This window comes from Mesorhizobium sp. SARCC-RB16n, assembly GCF_008520305.1.
In the GTDB taxonomy this organism is placed as follows: domain Bacteria; phylum Pseudomonadota; class Alphaproteobacteria; order Rhizobiales; family Rhizobiaceae; genus Mesorhizobium.
On sequence record NZ_ML703263.1, the window covers coordinates 410,281 to 436,267 of the forward strand.

The 25,987-nt window shown below is 62.5% G+C and carries 23 protein-coding genes; 17 read left to right on the forward strand and 6 right to left on the reverse strand.

The genetic code is table 11. The annotated features are described in order from the left end of the window. Positions 1 to 10: 10 nt before the first annotated feature. The 7 genes from C7I87_RS10595 to C7I87_RS10625 all read left to right on the forward strand — a co-directional run bounded on the left by C7I87_RS10595 (position 11) and on the right by C7I87_RS10625 (position 8,899). Positions 11 to 703: a GntR family transcriptional regulator gene (locus C7I87_RS10595; RefSeq protein ID WP_149904135.1), complete on the forward strand. Its 693-nt coding sequence runs from the start codon at positions 11 to 13 to the stop codon at positions 701 to 703. 32 nt (positions 704 to 735) lie between these two features. After that, positions 736 to 1,842 carry a mandelate racemase/muconate lactonizing enzyme family protein gene (locus C7I87_RS10600; RefSeq protein WP_149904136.1) on the forward strand — a complete coding sequence of 369 codons (1,107 nt, stop codon included), beginning with the start codon at positions 736 to 738 and terminating at the stop codon, positions 1,840 to 1,842. 1 nt (position 1,843) lies between these two features. Next, entirely contained in the window at positions 1,844 to 3,028 is a 1,185-nt protein-coding gene (locus C7I87_RS10605; RefSeq protein ID WP_149904137.1) for a mandelate racemase/muconate lactonizing enzyme family protein, read from the forward strand. 264 nt (positions 3,029 to 3,292) lie between these two features. Next, the gene (locus C7I87_RS10610; protein ID WP_149904138.1) at positions 3,293 to 4,957 is read left to right on the forward strand and encodes an ABC transporter substrate-binding protein; all 1,665 of its coding nucleotides are present in this window, start codon (positions 3,293 to 3,295) and stop codon (positions 4,955 to 4,957) included. 72 nt (positions 4,958 to 5,029) lie between these two features. Next, complete coding sequence (locus C7I87_RS10615; protein ID WP_149904139.1) at positions 5,030 to 5,983, forward strand: ABC transporter permease; 954 nt, start codon at positions 5,030 to 5,032, stop codon at positions 5,981 to 5,983. Then, positions 5,980 to 6,858, forward strand: coding sequence for an ABC transporter permease (locus C7I87_RS10620; RefSeq protein WP_149904140.1), 879 nt, complete (start codon positions 5,980 to 5,982; stop codon positions 6,856 to 6,858). Before C7I87_RS10615 ends, C7I87_RS10620 begins: the two co-directional genes overlap by 4 nt. Then, positions 6,851 to 8,899, forward strand: coding sequence for a dipeptide ABC transporter ATP-binding protein (locus tag C7I87_RS10625; protein ID WP_149904141.1), 2,049 nt, complete (start codon positions 6,851 to 6,853; stop codon positions 8,897 to 8,899). The genes C7I87_RS10620 and C7I87_RS10625 overlap by 8 nt, the downstream gene beginning before the upstream one ends. A 13-nt stretch (positions 8,900 to 8,912) precedes the next feature. Here C7I87_RS10625 and C7I87_RS10630 read toward each other — a convergent pair whose 3' ends face one another. Beyond that, positions 8,913 to 9,815 carry a LysR family transcriptional regulator gene (locus tag C7I87_RS10630; RefSeq protein WP_149904142.1) on the reverse strand — a complete coding sequence of 301 codons (903 nt, stop codon included), beginning with the start codon at positions 9,813 to 9,815 and terminating at the stop codon, positions 8,913 to 8,915. A gap of 117 nt (positions 9,816 to 9,932) precedes the next feature. Here C7I87_RS10630 and C7I87_RS10635 point away from each other — a divergent pair, with 117 nt between their 5' ends. The 5 genes from C7I87_RS10635 to C7I87_RS10655 all read left to right on the forward strand — a co-directional run bounded on the left by C7I87_RS10635 (position 9,933) and on the right by C7I87_RS10655 (position 17,184). Beyond that, entirely contained in the window at positions 9,933 to 11,588 is a 1,656-nt protein-coding gene (locus C7I87_RS10635; protein ID WP_149904143.1) for an ABC transporter substrate-binding protein, read from the forward strand. 275 nt (positions 11,589 to 11,863) lie between these two features. Continuing rightward, positions 11,864 to 12,661, forward strand: coding sequence for a DUF427 domain-containing protein (locus C7I87_RS10640; RefSeq protein WP_246696243.1), 798 nt, complete (start codon positions 11,864 to 11,866; stop codon positions 12,659 to 12,661). 422 nt (positions 12,662 to 13,083) lie between these two features. Then, complete coding sequence (locus C7I87_RS10645) at positions 13,084 to 14,058, forward strand: ABC transporter substrate-binding protein (RefSeq protein ID WP_149904145.1); 975 nt, start codon at positions 13,084 to 13,086, stop codon at positions 14,056 to 14,058. A 76-nt stretch (positions 14,059 to 14,134) separates the two neighbouring features. Beyond that, complete coding sequence (locus C7I87_RS10650; RefSeq protein WP_149904146.1) at positions 14,135 to 15,208, forward strand: quaternary amine ABC transporter ATP-binding protein; 1,074 nt, start codon at positions 14,135 to 14,137, stop codon at positions 15,206 to 15,208. Then, the gene (locus tag C7I87_RS10655) at positions 15,205 to 17,184 is read left to right on the forward strand and encodes an ABC transporter permease (protein WP_149904147.1); all 1,980 of its coding nucleotides are present in this window, start codon (positions 15,205 to 15,207) and stop codon (positions 17,182 to 17,184) included. Before C7I87_RS10650 ends, C7I87_RS10655 begins: the two co-directional genes overlap by 4 nt. A gap of 19 nt (positions 17,185 to 17,203) precedes the next feature. On the opposite strand, the gene C7I87_RS10660 is transcribed toward C7I87_RS10655, so the two are convergent. Next, positions 17,204 to 18,562 carry an NAD(P)-binding domain-containing protein gene (locus tag C7I87_RS10660; protein ID WP_149904148.1) on the reverse strand — a complete coding sequence of 453 codons (1,359 nt, stop codon included), beginning with the start codon at positions 18,560 to 18,562 and terminating at the stop codon, positions 17,204 to 17,206. A 260-nt stretch (positions 18,563 to 18,822) separates the two neighbouring features. On the opposite strand from C7I87_RS10660, the gene C7I87_RS10665 reads away from it, so the two are divergent. After that, positions 18,823 to 19,542 carry a helix-turn-helix domain-containing protein gene (locus tag C7I87_RS10665; protein WP_149904149.1) on the forward strand — a complete coding sequence of 240 codons (720 nt, stop codon included), beginning with the start codon at positions 18,823 to 18,825 and terminating at the stop codon, positions 19,540 to 19,542. 47 nt (positions 19,543 to 19,589) lie between these two features. Here the strand turns inward: C7I87_RS10665 and C7I87_RS10670 are convergent, their stop codons facing one another. The 4 genes from C7I87_RS10670 to C7I87_RS10685 are packed head-to-tail and all read right to left on the reverse strand — an operon-like array spanning position 19,590 to position 23,373. Beyond that, entirely contained in the window at positions 19,590 to 20,630 is a 1,041-nt protein-coding gene (locus C7I87_RS10670) for a heme-dependent oxidative N-demethylase family protein (protein ID WP_149904150.1), read from the reverse strand. Positions 20,631 to 20,639: 9 nt separating this feature from the next. After that, positions 20,640 to 21,605: a PDR/VanB family oxidoreductase gene (locus tag C7I87_RS10675; RefSeq protein ID WP_149904151.1), complete on the reverse strand. Its 966-nt coding sequence runs from the start codon at positions 21,603 to 21,605 to the stop codon at positions 20,640 to 20,642. Then, entirely contained in the window at positions 21,602 to 22,198 is a 597-nt protein-coding gene (locus C7I87_RS10680) for a dimethylamine monooxygenase subunit DmmA family protein (RefSeq protein WP_149904152.1), read from the reverse strand. The genes C7I87_RS10675 and C7I87_RS10680 overlap by 4 nt, the downstream gene beginning before the upstream one ends. A 41-nt stretch (positions 22,199 to 22,239) precedes the next feature. Continuing rightward, positions 22,240 to 23,373, reverse strand: a complete 1,134-nt coding sequence (locus tag C7I87_RS10685) for an aminomethyl transferase family protein (protein WP_149904153.1) — start codon at positions 23,371 to 23,373, stop codon at positions 22,240 to 22,242. Between the two features lie 287 nt (positions 23,374 to 23,660). On the opposite strand from C7I87_RS10685, the gene C7I87_RS10690 reads away from it, so the two are divergent. Genes C7I87_RS10690 through C7I87_RS10705 form a run of 4 tightly spaced genes read left to right on the forward strand, consistent with a single transcriptional unit; the run spans position 23,661 to position 25,948 of the window. Continuing rightward, the gene (locus C7I87_RS10690; protein ID WP_149904154.1) at positions 23,661 to 23,948 is read left to right on the forward strand and encodes a hypothetical protein; all 288 of its coding nucleotides are present in this window, start codon (positions 23,661 to 23,663) and stop codon (positions 23,946 to 23,948) included. A 10-nt stretch (positions 23,949 to 23,958) separates the two neighbouring features. Continuing rightward, positions 23,959 to 24,336 carry a hypothetical protein gene (locus tag C7I87_RS10695; RefSeq protein WP_149904155.1) on the forward strand — a complete coding sequence of 126 codons (378 nt, stop codon included), beginning with the start codon at positions 23,959 to 23,961 and terminating at the stop codon, positions 24,334 to 24,336. Between the two features lie 32 nt (positions 24,337 to 24,368). Further along, a complete protein-coding gene (locus C7I87_RS10700; protein ID WP_149904156.1) occupies positions 24,369 to 24,530 on the forward strand; it encodes a hypothetical protein in 162 nt (53 codons plus the stop codon). Positions 24,531 to 24,544: 14 nt separating this feature from the next. Continuing rightward, positions 24,545 to 25,948, forward strand: a complete 1,404-nt coding sequence (locus C7I87_RS10705; RefSeq protein ID WP_149904157.1) for an APC family permease — start codon at positions 24,545 to 24,547, stop codon at positions 25,946 to 25,948. The last annotated feature ends 39 nt before the right edge of the window (positions 25,949 to 25,987 follow it).

Consider the following 25,987-nt stretch of genomic DNA (forward strand, 5'->3'; position numbering starts at 1 on the left):
GAGTGGCCGGATGGTGAAAACGGAGTTCAGCCCGATTGCCGACACGACGCGCCGTGCCGAAATCGTGGCACTGCTGCGGCGCGCGATCCTGACGGGTCAGCTCGAGCCCGGCCAGAAGCTCAACGAGCTCAGGATTTCCGAACAGATGCGGGTCAGCCGCGCGCCGCTGCGCGAGGCGATGCGCGAGCTTGTGCAGGAAGGTATCCTGACGAGCATCCCCTATGCCGGGACCTTCGTCATCAATGTCACCGCCAAGGATATCGACGACGCCTATTCGCTCAACAAGGTGCTGGACGAGTTCGCCATCGAGCGGATGTGGAAGCAGCGCGACCAGCGTTTCTTCGACGAGCTTGACCGCCGCCACGATGCGGTGAAGCAGGCGACGCGCGACCGCGACACCACAAGGCAGATCGAAACCGCCCTGCAACTGCATGGTCTGATCCATGAATGGGCCGACAATTCGGTGCTCCTGGAAACCTGGCAAAGGCTGACCAGCCGTTTGCAGATGTACTTCGCCCTTCACCAGCAGGCGCGTAGGGAAGCCGTACCGGCCGAAGATGTTCATGAAACCTATGTGGCGCTGCTCAAGGGCGGCGACATGCGTGCCGCCCAGCGCCATGCCCGCGAGCATATCGACCTCGATTTCGAAGAGCTTCTTGCCTATGCGCGCGACCTCGAAAGGCGCCCGTCGAAAGGCTCCTGACCCTGCCCTCATCGCTGATAATGGATACCCACGTGCAGATCGAAACCATCAAAGCCTATCACGTCGTGCAGCCCTTCGTGGACGGCCCCTACCGCATGTCCAAGGGGCGCGTGGCCGACTGCTTCGACGCCGTGATCGTCTCCATCGCCTCCGACAGCGGCATCACCGGATGGGGTGAGATGGCACCGCTCGGCAATTTCTACTCGGCCGCCTTCCCGGCCGGCACCCGGGCCGGCGTGCCGGAGATCGCGCCACACCTTATCGGCCAGGACCCGCGCGGGCTGGCCAGCATCGGCCGGCTGATGGACACCGTGTTCAAAGGCCATCCTTACATCAAGGCCGCGCTCGACATGGCCTGCTGGGATCTGGCGGCGCGCGCGGCCGGCGTGCCGCTGGTGACGCTGCTGGGCGGCAAGGAAAGCGACACGGCGGAACTCTACAAGGTCGTCACCCATGGCACGGTCGATCAAATGGCCGCACTTGCCAGGCGCATCGTCGAGGACGGCTTCCACCGGCTGCAGGTCAAGATCGGCGGCAATGTCCATGACGACATCGAACGCGTTACGGCGGTCGCAGCCTCGGTGCCGAAAGGCACGGTCATTTTCTGCGACGCCAATGCCGGCTGGACGCCGTACCAGGCGCGGCAGTTCGCCGATGCCACGCGGGCGATCGACTATACGTTCGAGCAGCCCTGTACGACGATCGACGAGAACATGTCGGTGCGCCGCATGCTCGACAAGCCGATGGTGCTTGACGAATCCGTCACCTCGCTCGAGGCGATGCTGGAAATCCATCGGCTCGGCGCGGCGGATGGGCTGACGCTGAAGATCTCGCGGCTCGGCGGCGTCACCAAGACCCGGCTGATCCGTGACGTAGCCGTCGATCTCGGTTTCATGATCACGGTCGAGGACACTGGCGGCGCCGAGATCGACACCTCCGCAATGGCGCATCTGTCGCTGTCGACGCCGGAGGAGCGCCGGCTGCATGCTATCGCCTTCCATGAATGGGTGACGGTGCGCACCGCATCGAACGCGCCGCCAGTGACCGGCAGCCGCATGGGTATTCCCGCCGGGCCGGGCCTTGGCATCGACGTCGTTCCCGACCTGCTCGGCGAACCCTTCTTCGAGGTTGGCCGCTGAGATGAAGATCCGCGGCATCAAGGCCACGCCGATCAATCTTCGCCTCGAAGCGCCCTATGCCTGGGTGTTCGGCGAGCTCGACGGGTTTTCGCCGACCATCGTCGAAGTCGAGACCGAGGACGGCCTTGTCGGGCTGGGCGAAGCGCCGACGCCGGCGGCGGCCGCCATCGTCAATGAAGTGCTCGCCCAACGGCTGGTCGGCCGCGACGCCTTCGACATTGCCGGCGCCGAACATGTCTGCCTGCCCTTCTGGACCGGCGTGCAGTCGATCAACGACCGCACCCGCATCATGGCCTTCGGCGCCATCGAAATGGCGCTGTGGGACCTGCGCGGCAAGGCATGGAACCAGCCGCTCTACCAGTTGCTTGGCGGCGCCGTGCGCAAGGACATCCCGTTTACCGACTACTTCTCGCTGCGCGGTAATGGGGCTGACGTAAAGGGCGAGACGACGCCGGAAGAAGTCGCCGACTATTGCGTGGAACTGCACGAGACGCATGGAACGACCTTCTTCGAAGGCAAATTCTCGACCGATGACCCAAAAATCTCGCTGAGAATGGTCGAGCTGATCCGCAAGAGGCTCGGCGACGATGCCATGATCCGCATCGATTCCAATCAGGCTTATTCACTTGCCTCCGCCCGGCGGCTGGCGCGGCCGCTTGAAGACCTCGGCGTGCGCAACTGGGAGGATCCGGTGGCGACGATCGAGGAGATGCGCGAACTGCGCCGTCATTGCTCGATCCCGTTCTCGACCCACAACATCGACATTGCGCGCGCCATGGACCTGAAGGTACCGGACGCCTTCGTCGGCAACCCGACGGCGCATGGCGGCATCGGCCGGATGCTGCGGTTCGTCGGCGCCTGCGAACACGCGGGCATCGATTTCTGGTGCTACAGCGGCGACAGCGGCATCGGCAGCGCGGCCTACCTGCATCTGTGCGCGGCACTCGGCTGGATCCGGGAACCGAACCAGTCGCTGTTTCGCATGCAACCGATGGATATCACCGAAGAAGGGCCGTTTTGTCCGAAGAACAATGTCGTGCGCGTGCCGGAAGGCCCGGGTCTCGGCGTCACGTTGTCGCGGCGGAACCTTGAAGCCTGCCATCGCGACTTCGCCGAGAACGGTCCCTGCAACAAATATCACGACCCGGCCAAGCCCGGGACATATCGCCGTTTGCCGCTGAACTAGGAAAACGAGACGGGAAGGAGAGGTATTCAAGAATAAGAATCCGCCGCCGCGATCGGATGGCGACGGCAGGACCGGACGGATGGAAGCATTGCCTCAAGAAAATCTGACCACCGCGCCGCAGGGATCGGATGGACCAGAAAAAACCGCATGCTACAGTCCCAATCGACTGACATCGTTGATGGCCGGGACGGGAGAACTCCACGGAATTTCGTCAACTGAAAACGCATTCGTCAACCATAAGAAACAGGGGAAAGGGTTAAACCCATGAGCAAGAACTACCGCATTCTCGACCTGATCCGGCGCAATCGTTCGCCGCTCGAAAATCACCTGATCGATGGTCTCGTCGACGGCCGTGTCAGCCGCCGCGACTTCATCCGCCATGGCAGCCTGCTCGGCCTGTCGCTGCCGCTGCTGGGCGGCATCACCACGGCCGCCGGCTTCGGCGGCATGCCATCGCTCGCCCGTGCCGCTGGTGCGGCCGGCGCTACCATCCGCGTCGCCAGCAGCGTGCCGGCGGCTACGATCGACCCGGTTACCATCGCCGACGCCGGCGGCCTTGTGGTCATGCAACAGGTTGCCGAGTTTCTTTGTGTCGACGGCCCCGACCTTGTGCTGCAGCCCGCTCTCGCCGAGAGCTGGAAGCCAAACGACAACGGTACGGTATGGACCTTCAAGCTGCGCAAGGGCGTGAAATTCCACAGCGGTGGCGAGATGAAGGCCGACGACGTGGTGGCCAGCATCGACCGCCTTGCCGACCCGGCGAACTCGTCCAATGCGCTGTCGGTGTTCACCGGCATCCTGCAGAAGGGCGCCACCAAGAAGGTCGACGACTATACGGTGGAGTTCCACCTCGACGCCCCGAATGGCAACTTCCCCTACATGGTCTCGTCCGACAACTACAACGCCGTCATCATCCCGGCGAGCTACAAAGGCGACTACGAAAAGAGCTTCGACGGCACAGGCCCGTTCAAAGTCGAGAAATACACGGCAAAAGTCGGCGCTTCCTTCGTTCGTAACGACGACTATTGGGGCCCGAAGGCGTTGCCTGACCGTACCGAGTTCACGTTCTTCACCGACGTGCAGCCGATGATCCTGGCGCTGCAAGGCGGCCAGGTCGACATCATCAACCAGATGCCGGTGCTGGCCGGTGTGGCCCTGCTCAACGATCCGAGCTTCGAAATCATCAGCTTGAAGTCGTCGGCTCACCAGCAATTGCATATGCGCTGCGACGACGGCCCGTTGAAGGACGCGCGCGTACGCCGCGCCATCGCGCTTTGCCTCGATCGAGACAAGCTCGTGGCCGGCCTGATGAAGGGACGCTCGGCGCTCGGCAATGACAGCCCGTTCGCACCGGTCTATCCTTCGACCGATTCCAGCGTGCCACAGCGCAAGCAGGACATCGCGCAGGCCAAGCAGCTCATGGAAGCAGCCGGTGCCGGCAAGGGCTTCAAGATAACGCTGACCACCGAACGCTATCTCGAAATCCCTGAATATGCCCAGCTCATCCAGAACTGGGTCAAGGAGATCGGCGTCGAACTCGAGCTCAACATCCTCGACCAGAGCGCCTATTACGGAGACGCTGTGTTCGGCAAATCGAACTGGCTGGATTCGGTGATGGGCATCACCGACTACGGTCACCGCGGCGTGCCGAATGTCTATCTCGCAGCGCCACTGAAGAGCGACGGCACCTGGAACGCGGCGCATTTCAAGAACAAGGACTACGACGCGCTGGCAAGCAGCTATATCGCCGCGCTCGATCTCGAAGCGCAGAAGGCGACAGCGGGCAAGATCCAGAAGCTTCTGCTCGAGGAAACGCCTGTCATCTTCGGCTATTTCTACGACTACCTGACGGCTACGGCGAAGGGCGTGGCCGGCGTGCAACCGACCGCCATGTCGCAGCTGTTCCTCGAAAAGGCATCGAAGGCCTGAGCAAAAAGGGAAAACCAATCCTCTAACAGCCAGCTCCCGCAAAGAGGGCTGGTTCCATAGGGAGGCTTAGCCATTCTCTCCTTCTTCGCCCGGCGCGTATCCCTGTCGCTGGTGACGCTGTTCCTGCTCAGCATCATGGTGTTCCTGGGTGGTCAGGTTCTGCCCGGCAATGTCGGGCGCGCGATCCTAGGCCCGTTCGCCGACCAGCGCGCGGTGGACGCGCTCAATCACACGCTCGGCGTCGATCGCCCGCTGCTTACCCAGTACTGGAGCTGGATCTCCAACTTCGTCCAGGGCGACATGGGCACCTCATACATCTTCCGCTCGCCGGTGGCGCCCTTCGTCATCGATGCGCTCGGCAATTCGATGAAGCTGGCGGCAGTCGCCTTCGTGCTGGTGGTGCCGATCGGCATCCTCGGCGGCGTCATTGCCGCGCTCAACCTCAACCGCCCGCTCGACCGCATCATCAGCCTCGGCGGCCTGTCGGTAACGGTGCTGCCCGAATTCGTCACCGGCATCATCCTGATCCTGATCTTCGGCGTGTGGCTGCGCTGGCTGCCGATTTCGGCCGCATGGCCCAAGGATGCCGGCTTCTTCATCCAGCTCTATTACCTCATCCTGCCATCGCTGCCGCTGTTCCTGGTGCTGTTCGGCTACATCGCGCGCATGGCGCGCTCCGGCATGATCGAGGCGCTCGATTCCGACTATACGCGGACAGCCGTGCTCAAGGGCCTGCCGTGGCGCACGGTGATCTGGCGCCATGTGCTGCGCAATGCGCTGCTGCCGACCATCACGGTCATCGCGACGCAGACCGGCTATCTCATCGGCGGGCTTGTCGTTATCGAGACGCTGTTCCGCTACCAAGGCATTGGCTCGCTGATCTTCACCGCCGCGCGCGGCAAGGACTTTCCGATGCTGGAATCCGGCATCCTCACCATCGGCATCGTCTATGCCGTGGCGACATTGATTGCCGATTTCCTCTATTCCGTGCTCAATCCGCGCATCCGCCTGGGGTCAGACCAATGAGCGCCGTTCAGACCGCCTCTCCGCCGCAAGAAGACGTGCGCCGGCGCAGTCCCATGGCGGAAGTCCTTTTCTCTCTGCTTCGCTCCCGAACCTTCCTCGTCGGTCTTGCCATCGTGCTGTTCTGGGTTGCCTGCGCGCTGTTCGGCGAACATTTCGCGCCCTACGATCCGCTCGCCGACGACATCATCAACGCGCTGGCGCCGCCTTCGCGTGAACACTGGTTCGGCACCGACCAGATCGGCCGCGACGTGTTCTCGCGCGTCATCGTCGGCTCGCGCGATATCCTGACGGTCGCCCCGCTGGCGACCTTGCTGGCAACGGTCGCCGGCACCGCGCTCGGCCTGCTCACCGGCTATTTCCGCGGTATCGTCGACGATGTCGTCAGCCGCATCCTGGAAGCCTTCATGGCCATCCCCGTGGTCATCGTGGCGCTGCTCGCCATCGTCGCGCTCGGCACCTCCAAGACCACGGTCATCGTCGTCATCGGGCTGAGCTTCGCGCCGATCATCGCGCGCACCGTGCGCTCGGCCGTGCTGGCCGAACGTGAGCTCGATTACGTCGCGGCGGCACAGCTCAGGCACGAAAGTGCGCTGCATACGATGTTCGTCGAGATCCTGCCCAACATCATCCCGCCGATCCTGGTCGAGACCACCGTGCGGCTGGGCTATGCCATCTTCGCCGTCGCCACGCTCTCCTTCATGGGCTTTGGCATCCAGCCGCCGTCACCCGACTGGGGGCTCTCGATCTCCAGCAATTACGGCATGATCGGCGGCGGCTTCTGGTGGACCGTGCTGTTCGACGCGCTTGCCATCGCTTCGCTGGTGATCGGCGTCAACCTGGCCGCCGACGGCGTGCATGGGGCCTTCAATGACTGAACCCGCAAAAGCAAAAAACGCGCTCGAGCTCAAGGACCTGTCGGTCGCCTACCGGGTCGCCGGCCGCAATCGCGCGGTGCTGCGCAACCTCAGCCTCACCATCGGCCAGGGCGAGGCCTACGGACTGGTCGGAGAATCCGGCTGCGGCAAGTCCACCGTGGCGCTCACCGTGGTGCGCTATCTCCCTCGCAACGGCTTGATATCGGGCGGCGCCATCTCGCTCGACGGCCAGGACGTCATGAAGCTCGACGCGGAGGCGCTGCGGCGCGCCAGGGCCGAAAGCGTCTCCATGGTCTATCAGGATCCGGGCAAGGCGCTGAACCCGTCGATCCGCATCGGCCGGCAATTGACCGAGATCTTCGAACTGGGCGGCATAACGGGCCAAGCAGCCACCGATCGCGCCGTCGCCATGCTCAACCGGGTGCGCATCTCCGATCCGCCAAGCGTCATGCAGCGCTATCCGCACCAGTTGTCGGGTGGCATGCAGCAGCGTGTGGCGATTGCCATGGCGCTGGCCAACGATCCCTCGATGCTGATCCTCGACGAGCCGACCACTGGGCTGGATGCGACGGTCGAAGCGGAAGTGCTCGACCTCATCGCGCAGCTCAGGCAGGAACTATCGGCCTCGATCCTGTTCATCAGCCACAACCTCGCCGTCGTCTCCAACATGTGCGACCGGGTCGGCGTGCTCTATGCCGGCATGCTGGTCGAGGAGGGACCGACGGAGGTTGTCTTCAACGATCCCCGCCACCCCTATACAGTGGCGCTGCTGCGCTGCCTGCCGCGCGGCGGCCAGCGCAAGGACCAGGGGCGGCTCGACACCATTCCGGGTTTCTTGCCCGGCATCGGCGCCACCATCAAGGGCTGCGCCTTCGCCGACCGCTGCGCGCTCGCCGACGATCGCTGCCGCACCGAATTGCCTCCGCTCTATGAGTTGAGCGACGAACGGGGAAAACGGCTGTCGCGCTGCTTCCATCACGACAAGGCGCAGGCCTTGCCGCGCGCCACGCCCGCCGACGTGGCGCCAGCACCAAAGCCGGCAGCAGTACCGGTGCTGCGGGTCGCCGGGCTGAACAAGACCTATGCCAGCCACGGCCACCCCTTGCGCGCCGTCAAGGATGTGTCGCTCGATCTCAGGCCCGGCGAGACGCTCGGGCTGGTCGGCGAATCGGGTTCGGGCAAGACCACTTTCGCCAGACTGCTGCTCGGCCTGGTGCCGCCGGACGCCGGCGGCACCATCGAACTCGAGGGCAAGGCGCTGGCGCCGAAGCTGGAGAACCGCGGCGACGACCAGGTCAAGGCGATGCAGATCGTCTTCCAGAACCCGGACTCCGCCCTCAACCGGTCGCATTCGATCCGCCATCTGATCGGCCGCGCGCTGAAGCGGCTGGCGGGGCTTAGAGGTGCCGCCTTGGAGGCGCGTCTCAACGATCTCGTCCGCTCGGTGCGGCTCACCGACCGGCATCTGGCGGTCAAGCCGCGCCAGCTTTCGGGCGGACTGAAGCAGCGCGTCGCCATTGCGCGCGCCTTCGCCGGCGATCCGCGCATCGTCGTCTGCGACGAGCCGACCTCGGCGCTCGACGTCTCCGTCCAAGCGGCGATCCTCAATTTGCTCGCCGACCTGCAGGCCAAGGAAGACGTCAGCTATATCTTCATCTCGCATGACCTCGGCGTGGTGCGTTACCTCTCGGACAAGATCGCCGTGCTCTATCTCGGCCGCATCATGGAGATCGGCCCATCGGAAGAGGTCTTCTCCGGGCCGCACCATCCCTACACCGAAGCCCTTCTCTCGGCCGTTCCCAAGCTCGACCAGACCGAGACGGCGCGCATTCGGCTAGACGGTGAAATCCCCAGCGCCACCAACCCGCCCTCGGGCTGCGTCTTCCACACGCGCTGCCCGCGCAAGATCGGCCCGATCTGCGAGCAGCAGGAGCCGCCATTGGCCGAGGCGCAGCCAGGACACTCGATCCGCTGCCATATTCCCTATGCGGAACTGAGGCGGCTGCAGAAACCGGCGGCGGCCGCAACCGTGCCGGCGTAGCGGCCCCTATCCGTCACGCCTTACCGGCCATGCCGAACGAGCGGTCGCCTTCGGCAAAGCCCCGATCACCGGTCCATTCTTTTGCCAGCATCCGCAATCCCGTCAACGCGACGTCGAGCGTGTCGGACGAGACTGGATTGCTGGGATAGGCGAGATAGATAGGCCGCTGGAACACAGGTGTATCCTTGATGCGCCGCATTTCGCCCCGTTCGATGTAGCCGCTGACGGCACTGAGCGGCAGGTAAGCCGCGGCCTTTTGCGACAGCACATGCTGCAGGCCGATGAAGACCAGGCCGGCCGAGATTGCCGGCTGCACCATTCCAGCGAAGGCACGATCGTGCTCGATACGGAATTCGAGCCCCCAATCCATCAGGATGTAGTTTTCGGTCCACGGCTCCGTCTGCGCGGCATGCTGGACAAGCACGACCCGATCGACGGCCAGCGTCTCGTAGACGATGCCGGGATGCGGCCGCGGTAGATAGAGAACACAGATGTCGAGCAGCCCTTCGGCCAGTTGGTCTATCGCCAGGTCGGGAAAACTGCCTTCGAGCCGCAACGCCACGTTCGGCCGCCGGGTCCTCATCCACGCGATCCATGGCGAGGTGACGCGGTCCCAGAGATAGGCGGGCGCGGTGAAGCGCAATAGCGTCTCATAGCCATCGGGAACGGCAATGTCCTGCCTGGATTGCTCCCAGGTGCGGGTGATGGAGGAGGCGTGCGGGAGGAACTGCCGGCCGGCCGGCGTGAGGGTGACACCGTCGCGGTCACGGACAAAGAGCCGGCGCCCCAACTGCTCCTCCAATCCCCTTATCCGCGCACTGACGGTGGATTGTGCGAGATTGAGCCGGTTGGCGGCGACAGTGAAGCTGCCATGTTCGGCGACTTCGAGGAAGCTGCGCAGGTTTTCGGTATCCATGCCATCACTCCTCACATCGAAAATTTCGATGGACCCCATCAAAAAATATCGCTTTCCGGTCGCGGTCAACAATGACCTAAATGGCCGATCCCCCAAGGGCAAGCGAGGAATGCAGCCATGCCAAGGCATTTCATGACGATTGACGCCGCCCGCAAAAGCCTGACCGCAATCGAAAATTCCGCTGTCGACGAATTGCTGGCCGGCAGACTCGACCGGCGTGATTTCCTGCGCCACGGCAGCGTGCTTGGCCTGTCGCTGCCGTTGCTTGGCGGCATTTTGGGAGCAGCCGGGTTTGGTACGCAGAAGGCCCGCGCCGAGGGCAAGCCGGGCGGTACCGTGCGCGCAGGTGTCGCCACTCCCGGCGGCGCCATCGACCCCGTCACCTTCTATGACAGCGGCAGCTATCAACTGGTTTTCCAGACCGCCGAATTCCTCTGCATCACCCAACCGGATCTGACCCTGAAACCGGTGCTCGCGGAAAGCTGGTCGCCCAACGAAGACGGCAGCGTGTGGACCTTCAAGCTGCGCAAGGGCGTGAAATTCCATAATGGCGAGGACTTCAAGGCCGACGATGTCGTGGCGACCTTCGACCGGTTGGCCGACCCGAAGGGCGCCTCCAACGCGCTGTCGGTGTTCAAGGGCCTGCTGTCGAAAGGCGGCACTCAGAAGGTCGACGAACACACCGTCGCCTTCCATCTCGATGCGCCGAACGGCAGCTTTCCCTATTCGGTGTCGATCGACAATTACAACGCCGTCATCCTGCCGGCGAGCTACAAGGGCGACTACGAAAAGACCTTTGAGGGCACCGGCCCATTCCGGATGGAGACCTACACGCCCAAGGTCGGCGCAACCTTCGTGCGCAATCCCGACTATTGGGGCGAGAAGGCATTGCCCGACCGGCTCGAATTCAAATTCTACGGCGACGTGCAGCCGCGCATCCTGGCGCTGCAGGCCGGCGAGGTCGACATTCTCGACGCGGTCCCCCTCGATGTCAGCCAGGTGGTGCTGAACAGCCCCGACATCACGGTGCTGCGTGTCGCCTCGACCGCGCATCGCCAGTTGCACATGCGCTGCGACATGGCGCCGTTCACCGACAAGCGCGTACGCCAGGCGCTGGCGCTCAGCATCGATCGTTCCAAGCTGGTCGACGGCCTGTGCCGGGGCATGGCGGCAACCGGCAATGACAGCCCGTTCGCGCCGGCCTTCCCCGCCACCGACAAGTCGGTGCCGCAGCGCACCCAGGATATCGCCAAGGCCAAGCAGCTCATGGAAGCGGCTGGCCTCGCCAACGGCTTCGACATCACGCTGACGACGCTGCGCTATTCCGACATTCCCGGATACGCGCAGCTGTTCCAGAATTTCGCCAAGGCGATCGGCGCCCGCATCTCGCTCAACATCGAGGACCAGGACAAATATTACGGCAAGGCGGTGTTCGGCCAATCGGACTGGCTGGACAGCCCGCTCGGCATCACCGACTACGCGCATCGCAGCGTGCCGAATGTCTTTCTCAAGAGCCCGCTGGTCAGCGACGGCCCGTGGAACGCGGCGCATTTCAAGAGCCCTGCCTATGACGGCATGGTCGCCAACTATCTCAAGGCGCTCGACATCGGCGCGCAGCGCGCGGCCGCCTCCGATATCCAGAAACTGCTGCTGGACGAGACACCCGTGATCTTCAGCTACTTCCCCGATCTCCTGGTGCCGGTGCGCAAGAATGTCAGCGGCCTGCCGCCGATCGCCGCCGGGCTGCTGCTCGATCGGGTGTCGCTGGCATAGGCTGCAAAGATCATGCTCGAACAGGCAGAGGCCAGATCGGACCGCTCCGTGTTTCGGGCGGTGAGGCTATCCGGCAGCAGGGCCGCGACGAACGATGGGGGGCCATCGTTCCAGCGGTTCGACACCGGCAACGCTCGCCGCCCGGAAGCCCTCGCCGGCCATCGGCCCAGCCTCATATCGCCCTAGCCATGCGCCCTCGTCCGGCCCCGACAGACAAGAAACGGGAGACTACCATTCGCAAGCCTCATCTGCGCGGTCGCGGACCGCATTTCCCCTTGCTCGACACTATCGTGCAGTACGAGTTCGAGCCCGGCTATGTCGCCTTCACCATGCCGTCACTGAAACGGCTGCGGGTCCAGGTCGGCTCGATGACCGTTGCCGACACCACCAGGGCACTGGTTTTGTACGAATCCGACCATCTGCCGGTCTACTATTTCCCGATCGAGGACGTGCGCGAGGAATTCCTGCTGCCCTCAAAGACGACCACGGAAGACCCATACAAGGGCGTCGCCACGTACTATTCGCTCAATACAGGCATCACCCTGGTCGAGGATGGTGCATGGCGCTACCTCGATCCCGTCAAAGGTTGCCCGCCGATCTCAGGCTACATGTCGTTCGTGTGGAGCAAGATGGGCCACTGGTTCGAGGAGGACGAGGAGATCTTCGTTCACGCCCGCGATCCATTCCGCCGCGTCGACTGCCTGCCCTCCTCACGACGTGTACAGGTCATCCTCGACGGCGAGCAGGTCGCCGATTCACGGCGCGGCGTATTCCTGTTCGAGACCGGGCATCCGGTGCGTCATTATCTGCCCATTTCGGACACGCGGCTCGATATGTTTGCGGCCAGCCGCTACATTTCGCGCTGCCCCTACAAGGGCATTTCCAACTATTATCACGTGACGACCGCCAAGAAGCGCCATGAGAACATGGTCTGGTATTATCCGGAGCCGGTCCATGAAGCAGAACGCATCAAGGGGCTGGTCTGCTTCCACCACGAACTGGTCGACAAGATCCTGGTCGACGGCGTCGAAATCCCGAAGGAGGCCACGGCGGCGTCAGACGGGTATTTCTGAGCGACGGCGAACAACTTCGCCTGCAGTCTGAAATTCCGCCGCGCTCGTGGCGTTAGTCGTTGCGCGGCATGAACGTTGGTATATATAATTTCATCCTATGAAACGGCGCTGGCGGGACGGGGCTTGCCGGGCCTATAGCCGAAAGCATGGGATCTTGATGGCTCGCACCTTGCAGGGCGCCGAAGGACTGGCATTTGATCCGCGGATGATCGCTATCGCGGCGATCCACCGGCCATGAGACTGGCCGCCTCGGCAGCATCCGTCCGTCATCATCGAAATCGAGTATCATCGCGCCTGCGCCGGCCTTGCCGGCGACATGGCGACAATGGCCTTGCGCAACAGCCAGTCTTTCCAACACAATCAAGAAAAGACGCAAGAAGGGAACGACCGATAACCGTCACAGCTTGAAGGAGAACCAAGCAATGCCATTTCGCAGTGTGATTTCGAAATTCTCAATGGGAGCTTTTGTATTTGCCGCGGCAAGTGTCCTGACGCCAACAGCGCAGGCAGCGGCACCGGAATCCAACGACCCGATCAAGATCGCGCTGTTCGACTGGACCAGCGTCAATCTCAACGCCAAGATCCTCGGCGGCATCCTGGCAAAGCTCGGCTATACCGTCGAATATCCGACCGCGGACTACCTCTCCAGCCTGACCACCGGCCTCACGAACGGCGATCTCGACGTCGGCCTGGAGTTCTGGGACACGACGGCGGGCGAAGCCATGAAAGCATCGGATGCGACGGGCCAGACCGAACGGCTCGGCAAGCTCGGCCCGAAGGCCAAGGAAGAGTGGTGGTTTCCCGAATATATGAAGGAAAAGTGCCCGACCTTGCCGGACTGGCACGCGATGCTCGACGCCACCTGCGCGGCATCGTTCTCGACCGCCGAGACGGCGCCGAAGGGACGTTATCTCGGTGGCCCGGTGACCTGGGAAGGGTTTGACGACGAACGCGTCGCGGCCCTGAAACTGCCTTTCACGGTCATCCATGCCGGCACAGATGCGGCGATGTTCGCCGAACTCGATTCAGCCTATCAGCGCAAGGCGCCGATCATGCTGTGGATCTACTCGCCGCATTGGGCGCCTGCAAAATACAAGGGCGAATGGGTGCAATTCCCCGAATACACGCCTGAGTGCTACAACGACCCGAAATGGGGCGTGAACCCGGACGCCAAATACGACTGCGGCAAGCCGCATGGCGAGATCTGGAAATACTCCTGGAACGGCATGAAGGACAAATGGCCGGTCGCCTACAAGGTGGCCAAGGCCTACACGATCGACACCGACGAGTTGAACAAGATGAGCGGTGAGATCGACCTCGACGGCAAGACACCGGAAGACGTCGCCGCCGCCTGGATCGCCGCGCACGAGGCCGACTGGAAAGCCTGGGCGAAGTGATCGCTCCGACTGGAAAAGGGAGGCCCGGCTGGTACCAGCCGGGTCTCAATTCCTGGTATTCCAGAAGGACGACTGAATGACGGAAACTATGGAACAGGCATCGAATGCGATGGGAAAAGATCCCCGTCCGATAAAACTTGCCTGCCGCAATGTCTGGAAACTGTTTGGGGCAAACGCCGCCAATTTCATCCGCGAGCGCGACGGCAAGGCCAGCACGGCCGACATAGCCGCGGCCGGGCTGGTCGGCGCGGTGCGCGCCGTCGATCTGGAGATCCGGCAGGGCGAGATCTTTATCATCATGGGCCTGTCAGGATCCGGCAAGTCGACGCTGGTGCGCTGCATGTCGCGGCTGGTCGAACCGACACATGGCAAGGTGGAATTCGAAGGCAAGGACCTGCTCAAGATTTCCGATGCCGCGCTGATAGAACTCAGGCGCCACCGCATGGGCATGGTGTTCCAGAACTTTGCCCTGCTGCCGCATCTCAACGTGCTCGATAACATCGCCTTCCCGCTCAGCATCCAGGGCCAGGATCGTTCGACACGTGAGGCGCGCGCCCGGGAAGTCATCGAACTCGTCGGCCTGCGTGGGCGCGAGCATTTCTATCCGCGCGAATTGTCCGGCGGCCAGCAGCAGCGTGTCGGCATCGCACGCAGTCTCGCCACCAAGCCGGAGATCTGGTTCCTCGACGAGCCGTTCTCTGCGTTGGACCCATTGATCCGTCGCGAAATGCAGGACGAGCTGATGCGGCTGCAGACCATGCTGCACAAGACCATCGTCTTCATCACCCATGATTTCGACGAGGCGATAAGGCTCGCCGACCGCATCGCCATCATGAAGGACGGCGAGGTCATCCAGATCGGCACGCCGGAGCAACTCGTAGTCAATCCCGCGACCGACTATGTCGCCGAGTTCACCCGCGATGTCGACCGCGCCAAGGTGATTTCGGCGCGCAGCCTGATGCGCGCCTGCGACGGCGCCGAGCACGGCGGCACGGTGGCGCCGGAAGCCAAGATTGCGAGTTTCTCGGCCAGCATCGTTTCAGCCGGCAAGCCGTTTGCGGTGATCAACGGCACCGGCAAGCCGATCGGCGAAGTGACGCCGCAAGCGGTGATCGATCTGCTGGCCGGCATCGAACGAGCCGGCGCATGACGGTAACGGCAAGGGCCAGCCGGGCAAGGCCGCCGATTCAACGGTGGCTGGTGATCTGGGTGCTCGCGCTTGCCGTCGTGCTGGTGGTGTTCCTGCTGCAGGAAAGGCTGCCATGGGCCGTCAACTATCCTGCCGAGGCGGTCGTCCCCGTCGCAGACTGGGTCAGCGCATTGATGGGCTGGATCAAGTCGAACCTGTCCTGGTTGACCCGCTCTATCACGGCGGTGCTCAGCGTGCCGCTCGACTTCGCCCTCAATCTCTTGGCCAAGAATTTCAAGTTCGGCCATGGCGCCGACGCTTTCGTGCTGCCGCGCCTGTCCTGGGTTGGCGTCTGCGCGGCGGCCTTCCTTGCCGGCTATTCGGCCGGTGGCAGAAAACTCGGCATGCTGGTCGGGGGCTGTTTCCTCTACATCGCGCTGTTCGGCCAATGGACCAGCGCCATGCTGACATTGGCGCTGATCTCGATCGCGGTGCCGTTTTGCATTCTCACCGGGCTGTTCGCCGGCATCTGGGCCTGGCGCAAGCCGCGGGCGGAGCGGCTGGTGGTCTCCCCGGCGCTTGACCTGATGCAGACCATCCCGACCTTCGCCTATCTCATCCCGATGCTGCTCCTGTTCGGCAATAGCCCGGTCTCGGCGATGATCGCCACCGCCATCTTCGCCACCCCGCCGATGGTGCGAGCAACGATGCTCGGGCTGTCGCGCGTGCCCTTGGAGATCGGCGAGTTCAGCGACATGGCCGGCTGCACCGCACGGCAGAAGCTGTGGCGCGTGCTGCTGCCCTCGGCCCGACCGACGCTGATGGTCGGCGTCAACCAGGTGATCATGCTGGCGCTCAACATGGTGATCATCGCCTCTATGATCGGCGCCGGCGGGCTAGGCTACGATGTGCTGCTCGCATTGCGCGCGCTGAAGGTCGGCGAAGCGATGGAAGCCGGTCTTGCCATCGTTGCACTCGCCATCGCGCTCGACCGGCTGAGCCAGGCCATTGCCCACAAGCAGGCAAAGGGCAATGTCCACGGGTCCGCGAGCCCGGGCTTCTGGCGGCGCTACCCCAATCTGACGCTGGCCATTGTGATTCTTGTGGTCACCACGCTGCTTGGCGTGTTCGTGCCGGCCTTCGCGGCCGTGCCGAAGGCGATCACCTTCACCACCGCGCCATTGTGGAAAGCGGCGGTGAACTGGGTGACGATCAACTTCTTCGACATCATCGAAGCGTTTCGCGTGGCGCTGATCCTCAATGTACTCAACCCGCTGCGCGCCTTCTGCGAGGGATTTCCGTGGCTGGGCGCGGTGTTCCTGCTCGGCCTTGCCGGCTACCAGCTCTCAGGTTTGCGGCTGGCCGCACTTGTCGCGGGACTCACCGCCTTCTGCGCCATCACAGGCCTTTGGGAAAAGACCATGGCGACGGTCTATCTCTGCGGCATCTCGGCCTTCATAGCCTGCCTGATCGGCATTCCGATCGGCCTTGCGGCGGCGCGCAGCGACCGTTTCGAAAAGATCGTCACGCCTGTCATCGACACGCTGCAGGTGCTGCCGTCCTTCTGCTTCATCATTCCCGTGGTGATGCTGTTCCGTGTCGGCGACGTCACCGCGATGATCGCCACGGTCGCCTTCGCCGTGGTGCCGGCAATCCGCTACACCAATCACGGCATCCGGCAGGTGCCGCCGGCGCTGATCGAGGCGGCAAAGGTTTCGGGCTGCACCCCGCGCCAGACATTTTTCCGGGTGCAGTTGGCGCTGGCGCTGCCGGAGATCATGCTCGGTGTGAACCAGACCATCCTGATGGCGCTGGCGATGATCATCATCTGCGCCATGGTCGGCACCCGCGATCTCGGCCAGGAAGTGTTCATCGCGCTGTCGAAAGCCGATTCCGGCCGCGGTATCGTCGCGGGCCTGGCCATCGCTTTCATCGGCATCGTCGCCGACCGGCTGTTCAATGCCTGGACGGCGAAGGCGCGGGCAAGGCTCGGATAGTACTGAAGATGCGCCGCGGCTACTCGGCCGCGACGCCCTTCACCTCAAGGTAACTCTCCATCGAATCGTCCAGCGCCTGTAGCCAGGGCGTGTGGTGTAGCGGCGCCATGGTGCCGGTCATCAGCGAGCGGTAGGCGTGGTCGCGGAAGCTCATGATGTCTTCCGCCTTGTGATGCTCCCACTCCATGAAGGTCTGGTTGACCGCTTCGACGTCGAACCCGGGATAGTCGGTCTGGTCCATCAATTCCTTGGTGTAGTCGCCCTGGAACCAGATCATCTGCTCGGCGTCCTCGAGGGTCTCCTCGCGGGCGCGCCATTTGGCGCCATGCGCCGCCATCGCCTCGGCGGAGGGCAGCTTGATGCGGCCCATGATGACGTCGCGCGCGAACCAGGCCTGCGCGTCGAACATGTTGAAAGTATAGAACTGGTCCTGCATGCCGATGTAGGACAGCTTGGGGTTCTTCTCCCAGACTACGCCCTCGTAGAGCGAGTCCGGCCACATGCGATTGGCGGTCTTGAGCTTGAGATCGTCGGTGAGGAAAGGGAAGGAATGGAGATAGCCGGTGCACAGAATGATGGCATCGACATCCTTGGTCGTGCCATCCTTGAAATGGGCCGTCTTGCCGACGACCTTCTGCAGCAGTGGCACTTCCTTCCAGTTCTCCGGCCATTTGAAACCCATCGGCTTCGAGCGGTAGCTGGAGGTGATCGATTTGGCGCCGTATTTGTAGCATTGCGAGCCGATGTCCTCGGCCGAATAGGAGCGGCCGATGATCAGGATGTCCTTGCCCTTGAACTCCATCGCGTCGCGGAAATCGTGGCTGTGCAGGATGCGGCCGTTGAAGGTCGAGAAGCCCTCGAAATAGGGCACGTTAGGCACCGAGAAGTGCCCGGAGGCGACGACGACATTGTCGAACTCTTCCGAATAGGTCACGTCGTTGGTGCGGTCATGCGCGGTGACGGTGAATTTCTTCGTCTCGTCGGAGAAGGTGACCATGCGCACCGGGCTGTTGAAGCGCACCCATTTGCGCAGGCCCGACTTCTCGACGCGGCCCTTGATGTAGTCCCACAGTACGGCGCGTGGCGGATAGGAGCCGATCGGCCGGCCGAAATGCTCCTCGAACGTGTAGTCGGCGAATTCGAGGCATTCCTTCGGCCCGTTCGACCAGAGGTAGCGGTACATCGAGCCGTGCACCGGATCGCCATGTTCGTCGAGGCCCGTGCGCCAGGTGTAGTTCCACAGGCCGCCCCAGTCCGACTGCTTTTCGAAGCAGACGATTTCGGGAATCTCGGCGCCCTTGTCGGCTGCCGACTTGAAGGCCCTGAGCTGTGCCAGACCGGACGGTCCGGCCCCGATGACGGCAACGCGAGTTTTCATTTCCGGGCCTCCATTTTTTTGATTTCCCCAGCGAAACAAATTTCACTGACAGGACAGTAATTGGCCCTTCGGTGCTGTCAACAACCAACTGCGTGAACGGCATTTGCGCGCGATGGATTCCTGGCGAAAAACCAGCAGCCAATGCGATCGCCGAGCCGGCCTATGCGATGTAAGATCGCTTGCCGTCGCGGTTGCGCTGTTGTATCGGCACCTGACATGTTCACCGTAGGTGAAATAAATCCTGCGAATTCGGGGGCGAGATGGCGAAGACAATTTCCGATCCCAAGGCCGGCCCCGCTGGCGCCAAGCCAAAGCCGCAGCTGAAGGTCTCGGCCGATGGAAAGACCATCCGGGCGCCGCTGACGCAGAACCCGCACGCCATTCGCGACACCCGCGAAAAAGTGCTGGAGGTCGCGATCGGCCGCGAGGTGCGGGCGTTCCGCAAGAAGCTCGGCATCACCGTCGCCGATCTCGCGGTCGCCACCGACATTTCGCTGGGCATGCTGTCGAAGATCGAGAACGGCATCACCTCACCGTCGCTCACCACCTTGCAGGCACTGTCGCGGGCGCTGGGTGTTCCCGTCACTGCCTTCTTCCGCCGTTTCGAGGAAGAACGCAGCGCCGTCTTCGTCAAGGCAGGCCAGGGCCTCGATGTCGAACGCCGCGGCACGCGCGCCGGCCACCAGTACAACCTGCTCGGCCATATCGGTTCCAACACCAGCGGTGTCGTCGTCGAGCCCTATTTGATCACGCTGACCGAAGATTCCGACGTGTTCCCGACCTTCCAGCATGAGGGCATGGAGTTCCTGTACATGCTCGAAGGCGAGGTCGTTTACCGGCACGGCAGTAATCTCTACCCGATGAAGCCCGGCGACAGCCTGTTCTTCGACGCCGATGCGCCGCATGGGCCGGAGCAACTGACAAAACTGCCGATGCGCTATTTGTCGATTATCTGCTATCCGCAGAACAGCGCGGGTTGAGGTGTGGCCAATCTCCCTCCTCGTAGGGGAGATTGGCAGCTTCACCTTCAGTCCGGCCCAAAGCCCGGGCTCGTCGGGCTGCCGTCATCCAGCTTCGACAGCCATTCGACCAATGTCGGCCGATAGCGCGTCAGGCCTTTGTAGTTGGCGAGTTCTTCGGGCAGATCGCGGATCACCCGGTGCAGGCGCCGTGCCCATTTCGGCTGCGTCACCAGTTCGTCCATCTTGATCAGGTAGCAGCGGATCGGAAAGACGATGCCGTTGGAACGCGGCAGCCGCCAGAAGCTTTGCAACTCGACCCGCAGATGCACCTTGTCGCCGACATTTTCGGGCGTCACCGTCGCCCGGTCCGGTCCCCATTTGTGGTAGTTTTCGGGGCTGGTGTCGAGGCGCGGATTGATGGTCATCGTCCAGTTCAGCCGCCGTGCCGGCTTGCCCTGCTGGATGTTGGTGAGGAACTTCAGCGCCCTGACGAAAATCCCCTTCTCATGCGCCAGCGGCACCGGCGCATGCCACTCGAAGAAATTCATGCCGATGTCGAAATCGAGCGACCAGTCGGCCTGGGTAGTGACCATGCCGGCATCCATCCACAGATTGCCGTCGCGCTGGTCGAGGATGCAGAAATCGCCCTGGCTCTGGCGGGTGATGTATTCCACCGGCCCGTAAGGCAAAGTCGAGGTATCGCCGAAGGTGAAGGTGTCGTCGATGCCGAGCGGCCGGTTGATCCAACGCCAGCGATCGCCATCACGCGTCAGCGTGAAATGCTCGGGATAGCCCAGCGCCTGCTGCTCCATCAAAAGTTCCAGCAGGTCCCAGCCGGCGAGCGTCATGTGCGGCAGCGACTGGCAACGCAGCGGATCCTCGGCCAGCACCATCGCGCGATCCTGCATCTCGGCGACATAGTGTTCGTCGACGTCGATCAGGTTCTCGAGCACGCTGCCTTTCGGGCCGACGACATGCGGCTCGATGTTGACCGCATACATGTAGCTGTCTTCGTGGAACGGAAACGGAAACCGCCTGATGTGCTCAGGGCTGTTCCTGAAGGTGAAATCGTCGCGGAACGTTTCCTTGCGAAAGGTGATGCCCATGATTTCCTCCTACCGTTCCAGCACCAGCGACCGGCCTTCGAAGCGCGAGACGCACGGCATGATCTTCCTGCCGGAACGGTGCTCTTCCGCGCTCAGCCAATGGTCGTTGTGGATGAACTTGCCGTCACACGAGATGACGTTGGTCTCGCATTGACCGCAGACGCCGCCACGGCAGAGATAGGGCGGATCGACGCCGGCTGCCTCGATGGCTTCCAGCAGGCTCTGCTGCTCGCCAACGCGGATGGTCTTGCCGCTGACGGCAAGTGTCACTTCGAATGGCAGACCGGGCTGGGGCGCCGCGAAATGCTCGAAATGCACGGTTTCCGGCGGCCAGCCGAGCGCGGCGGCGCGGTCGCGCACCCAGTTGATCATGCCGGCAGGGCCGCAGACATAGAGATGCGTGCCGAGCGGTTGCGAGGACAAGAGCCGGTCGAGATCGATGCGCTCCTCACGGTCATCGTGATAGAGCCTGACGCGACGGCCGTAGCGTTCGCTCAGCACATCGGCATAGGTGCCGAGCGAAGCGGTGCGGCAGGTGTAGTGCAGTTCGAAATTGCCGCCCTCCCCCGCCAGTTGCGCGGTCTGCGCCATGAACGGCGTTATGCCGATGCCGCCAGCAAGCATCAGGTGCTTTTTGGCGCGCAGGTCGAGTGAGAACAGATTGACCGGATAGCTCACCACCATCTCCAGCCCCGGCCGGACCTGGTTGTGCATGAACAGCGAGCCGCCACGGCCGACATCGTCGCGCCGCACCGAGATCGTATATTCGCGCGTGTCGAGCGGCGAGCCCATCAGCGAATAGGGATTGAGCCTTGTGCGCTCGCCATCGCGCATCTCGACCACGACATGGGCGCCGCCGGAAAAGGTCGGCAACAGCCCGCCGTCACGCCGGCGGAAATGGAAGCGAGTGACCAGGTCGTTGACCGTGACGACATCGCTGACGACGACGTCGAGCTTGGTGGTGCCGGTGCTCATGGGAAGGCCTCCTCGATCGGAGGAATTTCGCTGCGGTCTTCGGCATTGATGCAGACGCCCTGGAACGCGGCGAGGCGCCGGGAATAGTGGTCACGCACCAGCAGAAGCAGGCCGCAATGCGAACAGGTCGCCGGCTGCGTCGTCACGTTTTCAGTGATGCCCTTGCAGTGCACACACTGCATGCGCCGCGCCAGCGAGCCGCGATGCTCGGTCTGCATGGAGGTGTGGTCGATGCCGGCTTCGAGGGCCACCTGCATGGCCTGGCCGATCAGACCTTCGGTACCGGCGAGATAGAGGCGCAGCCCCATATGAGCGTTGGTCAGCGTCTGCTTCAGACGCGGCAGCAAGCTGGCGAACGACGGCGCGATGTGCAGTTGCGCCGGCTTCAACGCTTCGAGAGCGGCAACGTATTTGCCTTCAGGACCGGGAATGAAGACGATTTCGGCCCCGTCGAAGAACCCGGCCGGAGCCCTGGCGGCCATGTCCGTTATCGCGAGTGCGCCTTCCGCATCCGCCAGGAAAAGATGATGCTTGCCGGGCTGCGGAGACAGCGTCCCGTAAATGGGCCGGCTGATGATGGTCTTGGCTGCCATTCTGTCTTTGTGCCTCGAAACCCCTCGCTGTCGATTATGCCTCAGCCTTTCGCCGTGCGCTTGGTCTTCTTGGGATCGTCGAACGGCAAGGGCTGCGCCGTCGCCTTGATGGAACCGCTCTTGTTGCGGATTTCGAGCTTGGTGTCCTTGACCGCGCAGTCGACGTCGAGCCGGGCGATGCCCATCGATTTCTGGACCAGCGGCGAATACATGGCGCAGGTCACCACGCCGACCTTTTTGCCGTCGCGATAGATCGGAGCGCCCTCGTCCGCCGGCTCCTTGCCGTCGAGCAGGACGCCGTAAATCTTGAAGCGCTCCTTGCCTTTCAGACGGTAGTGCTCCTCGGCACCGCGAAAACCGGTCTTGCCGGGGCTGACGGTGAAGTCGAGGCCGAGTTCCCACAGCGTGTCGCCGGGGCCCTCGGTCTCGAACGGATATTTCTGCGAATTGTCGTAGGGATAGAACAAGAGGTAGCTCTCGACGCGCAGCATATCGAGCGTGGTGAAGCGGCACGGAATGATGCCGGCGCCCTTGCCCTCGTCGAGGATCCTGTCCCAGATCGTGCCGGCATCCTGGCCACGGCAGAATATCTCGTAGCCGCGCTCGCCGGTATAGCCGGTGCGCGAGATCATGACGGGGAAGCCGAACAACTGCGTCTGCGTGTGATGGAAGTAATTGAGGTCGCGGATGCCGGGCACGTGCTTGGCGAGATAGTCGACCGCCGCCGGCCCCTGCAGCGACAAATCGTGCAGATTGTCGTCGAAGCGCAGCGATACGTCCCGGCCCATCGCCGCCCGCTGCAGTTCCTCGTGGCCGGTGCCCGAGCCGTGCACCACCATCCAGGAATTCGGCCCCATGCGGTAGAGGATGCAATCGTCGGTGAATTTTCCCGCCTCGTTCAGCATGCAGGCATAGGCCGACTTGCCGGGATAGATTTTTTCAACGTCACGCGTTGTGGCGAGGTCGATCAGGTGCGAGGCGTGCGGCCCTGTGATGTGAACCTTCTTCAGGCCGGAAACATCCATGAGCCCGGCCCTGGTGCGGATGGCGATATATTCCTCATCGGCATCCTTGTCGTAAGTCCAGGCGGTGCCCATACCGCTCCAGTCTTCGAGTTTCGACCCCAGGGCGCGATGGCGATCCGCCAGGGTTGAAAATCTCCAGGATGCCGTCATCCGCTCGTCCTCCGTTCGAAAATGCTGCTGTTCCCTGCTCCTTTGCCTGAGGCCGGAGCTTTGGATGGAATATTGACCGCAAACGCGGCAAGCCTGCAATCCCCTTGAAGCAAATAATTTCATTGTCAGGCAAAATTGTTCACTCGAAGCGAGCGGTTAACCCGACGTAAATTCGTCTTGACAAGTCCGGGATTCGAGTGGAACTTATGAAAAAAATTTCACTCTCTTGAAAGAGAGCGGCGAGCGGTGGATTCGGAACCGGGCGTCGGCAAAGAAGGGGAAAACCGATGTCAGACCTGCAGCAGCGCATCGAGGCGCTATATCGCTCCGACTTGCGCGGATCCGCGCTCCTGATCCTCTGCCTATGGGCGACGATCCTCTTCGTCCTCTTCATGACATGGCCCTACATCCCGCACAGCGGCATCAAAGCCGTGGTGGCGATTGCCGCCGGCGCGGTGCTGATCTTCAACACGGCTGCCATCCTGGCGATGGTCAAGCACTACAAGGAAGACAAGGAGTTCATCTACGGGCTCGACATCAAGAACGCCGACGCGTTCCGCAACCGCGAATCCTGAGGATAAAAGCATGTCCCGTTACACGCCTCCGGAGCAGAGCAAGGCCGGCCAGGTCTTCGATATCGCCGTCGTCGTGGTCGCCATCTTCGTGGCGCTATGGCTGCCATTGAAGCTCGGCCTTGCCGGGGCGGCGAAATCCATCGACGCGCTCGACGCCAAAACCTGGGAAGCGCTTGGCCAGAACCCGACCATGGCCTCGATCTGGGAAAAGCTCGGCTACACGCCGGAGACCGCGCACGACGTCATCCAGAACCGCTTTCACTACATCATCGACTGGCCGACGCTGATCATCATGGCAGTCGTGCTGATCGGCTATTTCGTCTTCCTTTTTCGCGCATCCGACCGCGAATATCGCGACGTCATCAACGAAAAGTTCGACGACAAATAAAGTCTGACGACGAAGAATTTGAGGACACGATCATGTGGGTGGCACTCTCTTACGCATGCTGGGGTATCTCGATCGTGCTCGCGCTGTGGATGCTCTACGACTGGTTCCAGGTCGACACGACCTATACCGAGGACGTTTTGACCTCCTCGCGCGAAGGCGAACTTGAAGCCGTTTCCGAAAAACACCGGATCTAAGTGAGGATTGAACGATGACGGTCGCGGTTGAATCGACGGGAACGGCTGTAAATGGCGACAGGGTGTCGCTGCTCAGGGTGCTCGGCCCCGCCCATGTCTGGGCGCTCGGCGTTGGCATCGTCCTGGTCGGCGAGTTCACCGGCTGGAATTTCTCCGCCGACAAGGGCGGCACGCTGGCGGCCCTTATCGTCTGCTGGGTGGTCGGTCTGCTCTACACATCCGTCGCCATGATCGATTCCGAGGTGACGTCCACCGTTGCCGCGGCGGGCGGCCAATACGCCCAGGCCAAGCACATTGTGGGGCCGCTGATGGCCTTCAACGTCGCGCTGTTCCTGGTCTTTGCCTACACGATGCTCGAAGTGTCCGACGCCATCCTGCTTGGCGACACCATCGTCGCCAAGGCCGGAGTCGACGGGCTCACCCACAATTCCTTCATCGCCGCCACCATCGTGGTGCTGGCATGGCTCAACTATCGCGGCGTGCTGATGACGCTCAACGTCAACTTCGTCATCACCGCGATCGCCTATGTCTCGATCGTCATCCTGTTCTTCTCGGTCAGCCCGTGGACGCAAGGCGCGGTGCTGAAGCTCAACGAGTTGGTGACGCCAGGCAATGCGCTGCCCTATGGCTGGATCGGTGTGATCGCCGCGTTCCAGTTCGGTATCTGGTACTATCTCGGCATCGAAGGGACCACGCAGGCCGCCGAGGAAGTGCGCTCTCCAGCGCGCTCGCTGCCCTATGGCACGATGGCCGGCATGATCACGCTGCTGATCGCCGCCGCCATGACCTGGTATGTCTGCGCCTCTCTGATGCCATGGGAATATCTCGGCATCACGCCCTATCCGCTTTGGGACGCGGGCAAGCTGACCGGCAGCCCGCTGCTCGAAAATCTCCTGTTCATCGCCACGTTGCTGGCAGCCATCGCCTCTGCCAATGGCTGTATCAATGATGCCGCGCGCGCCTGGTTCTCGCTTGGCCGCGACCGTTATCTGCCGAGCTGGTTTTCGGCGGTGCATCCGAAATACCGCACACCCTACCGCTCGATCCTGTTCCTGCTGCCGATCGCGCTGGCCTTCGCCTTCATCGCCGATCTCAATCAGGCGATCACCTTCTCGATCCTGTCGGGCGTGCTGCAATATACTTTCATGAGCATCAACATCATGATGTTCCGCAAGAAATGGCCGCTCGGCACAATCCGCCGCGGCTACACCCACCCTTTCCATCCGCTGCCGGCGATCGTGCTGTTCTGCCTCTGCGTGGTGACCTTCTTCGCCATCTTCCTCGGCTTCGGTTCGCAACTGAGCGCCATGGTCGCCTTCTATTTCCTGATCTCCGTGTGGTTCCATTTTTACCGCTACAAATTCGTGCGACGCGGCGACCAGTTCACCATGCCGTGGCCGAAACCGCAGGGTTATTGATGGGAGTAGGCCCGTCCAGGATCTGGACGGGCCTTGCAC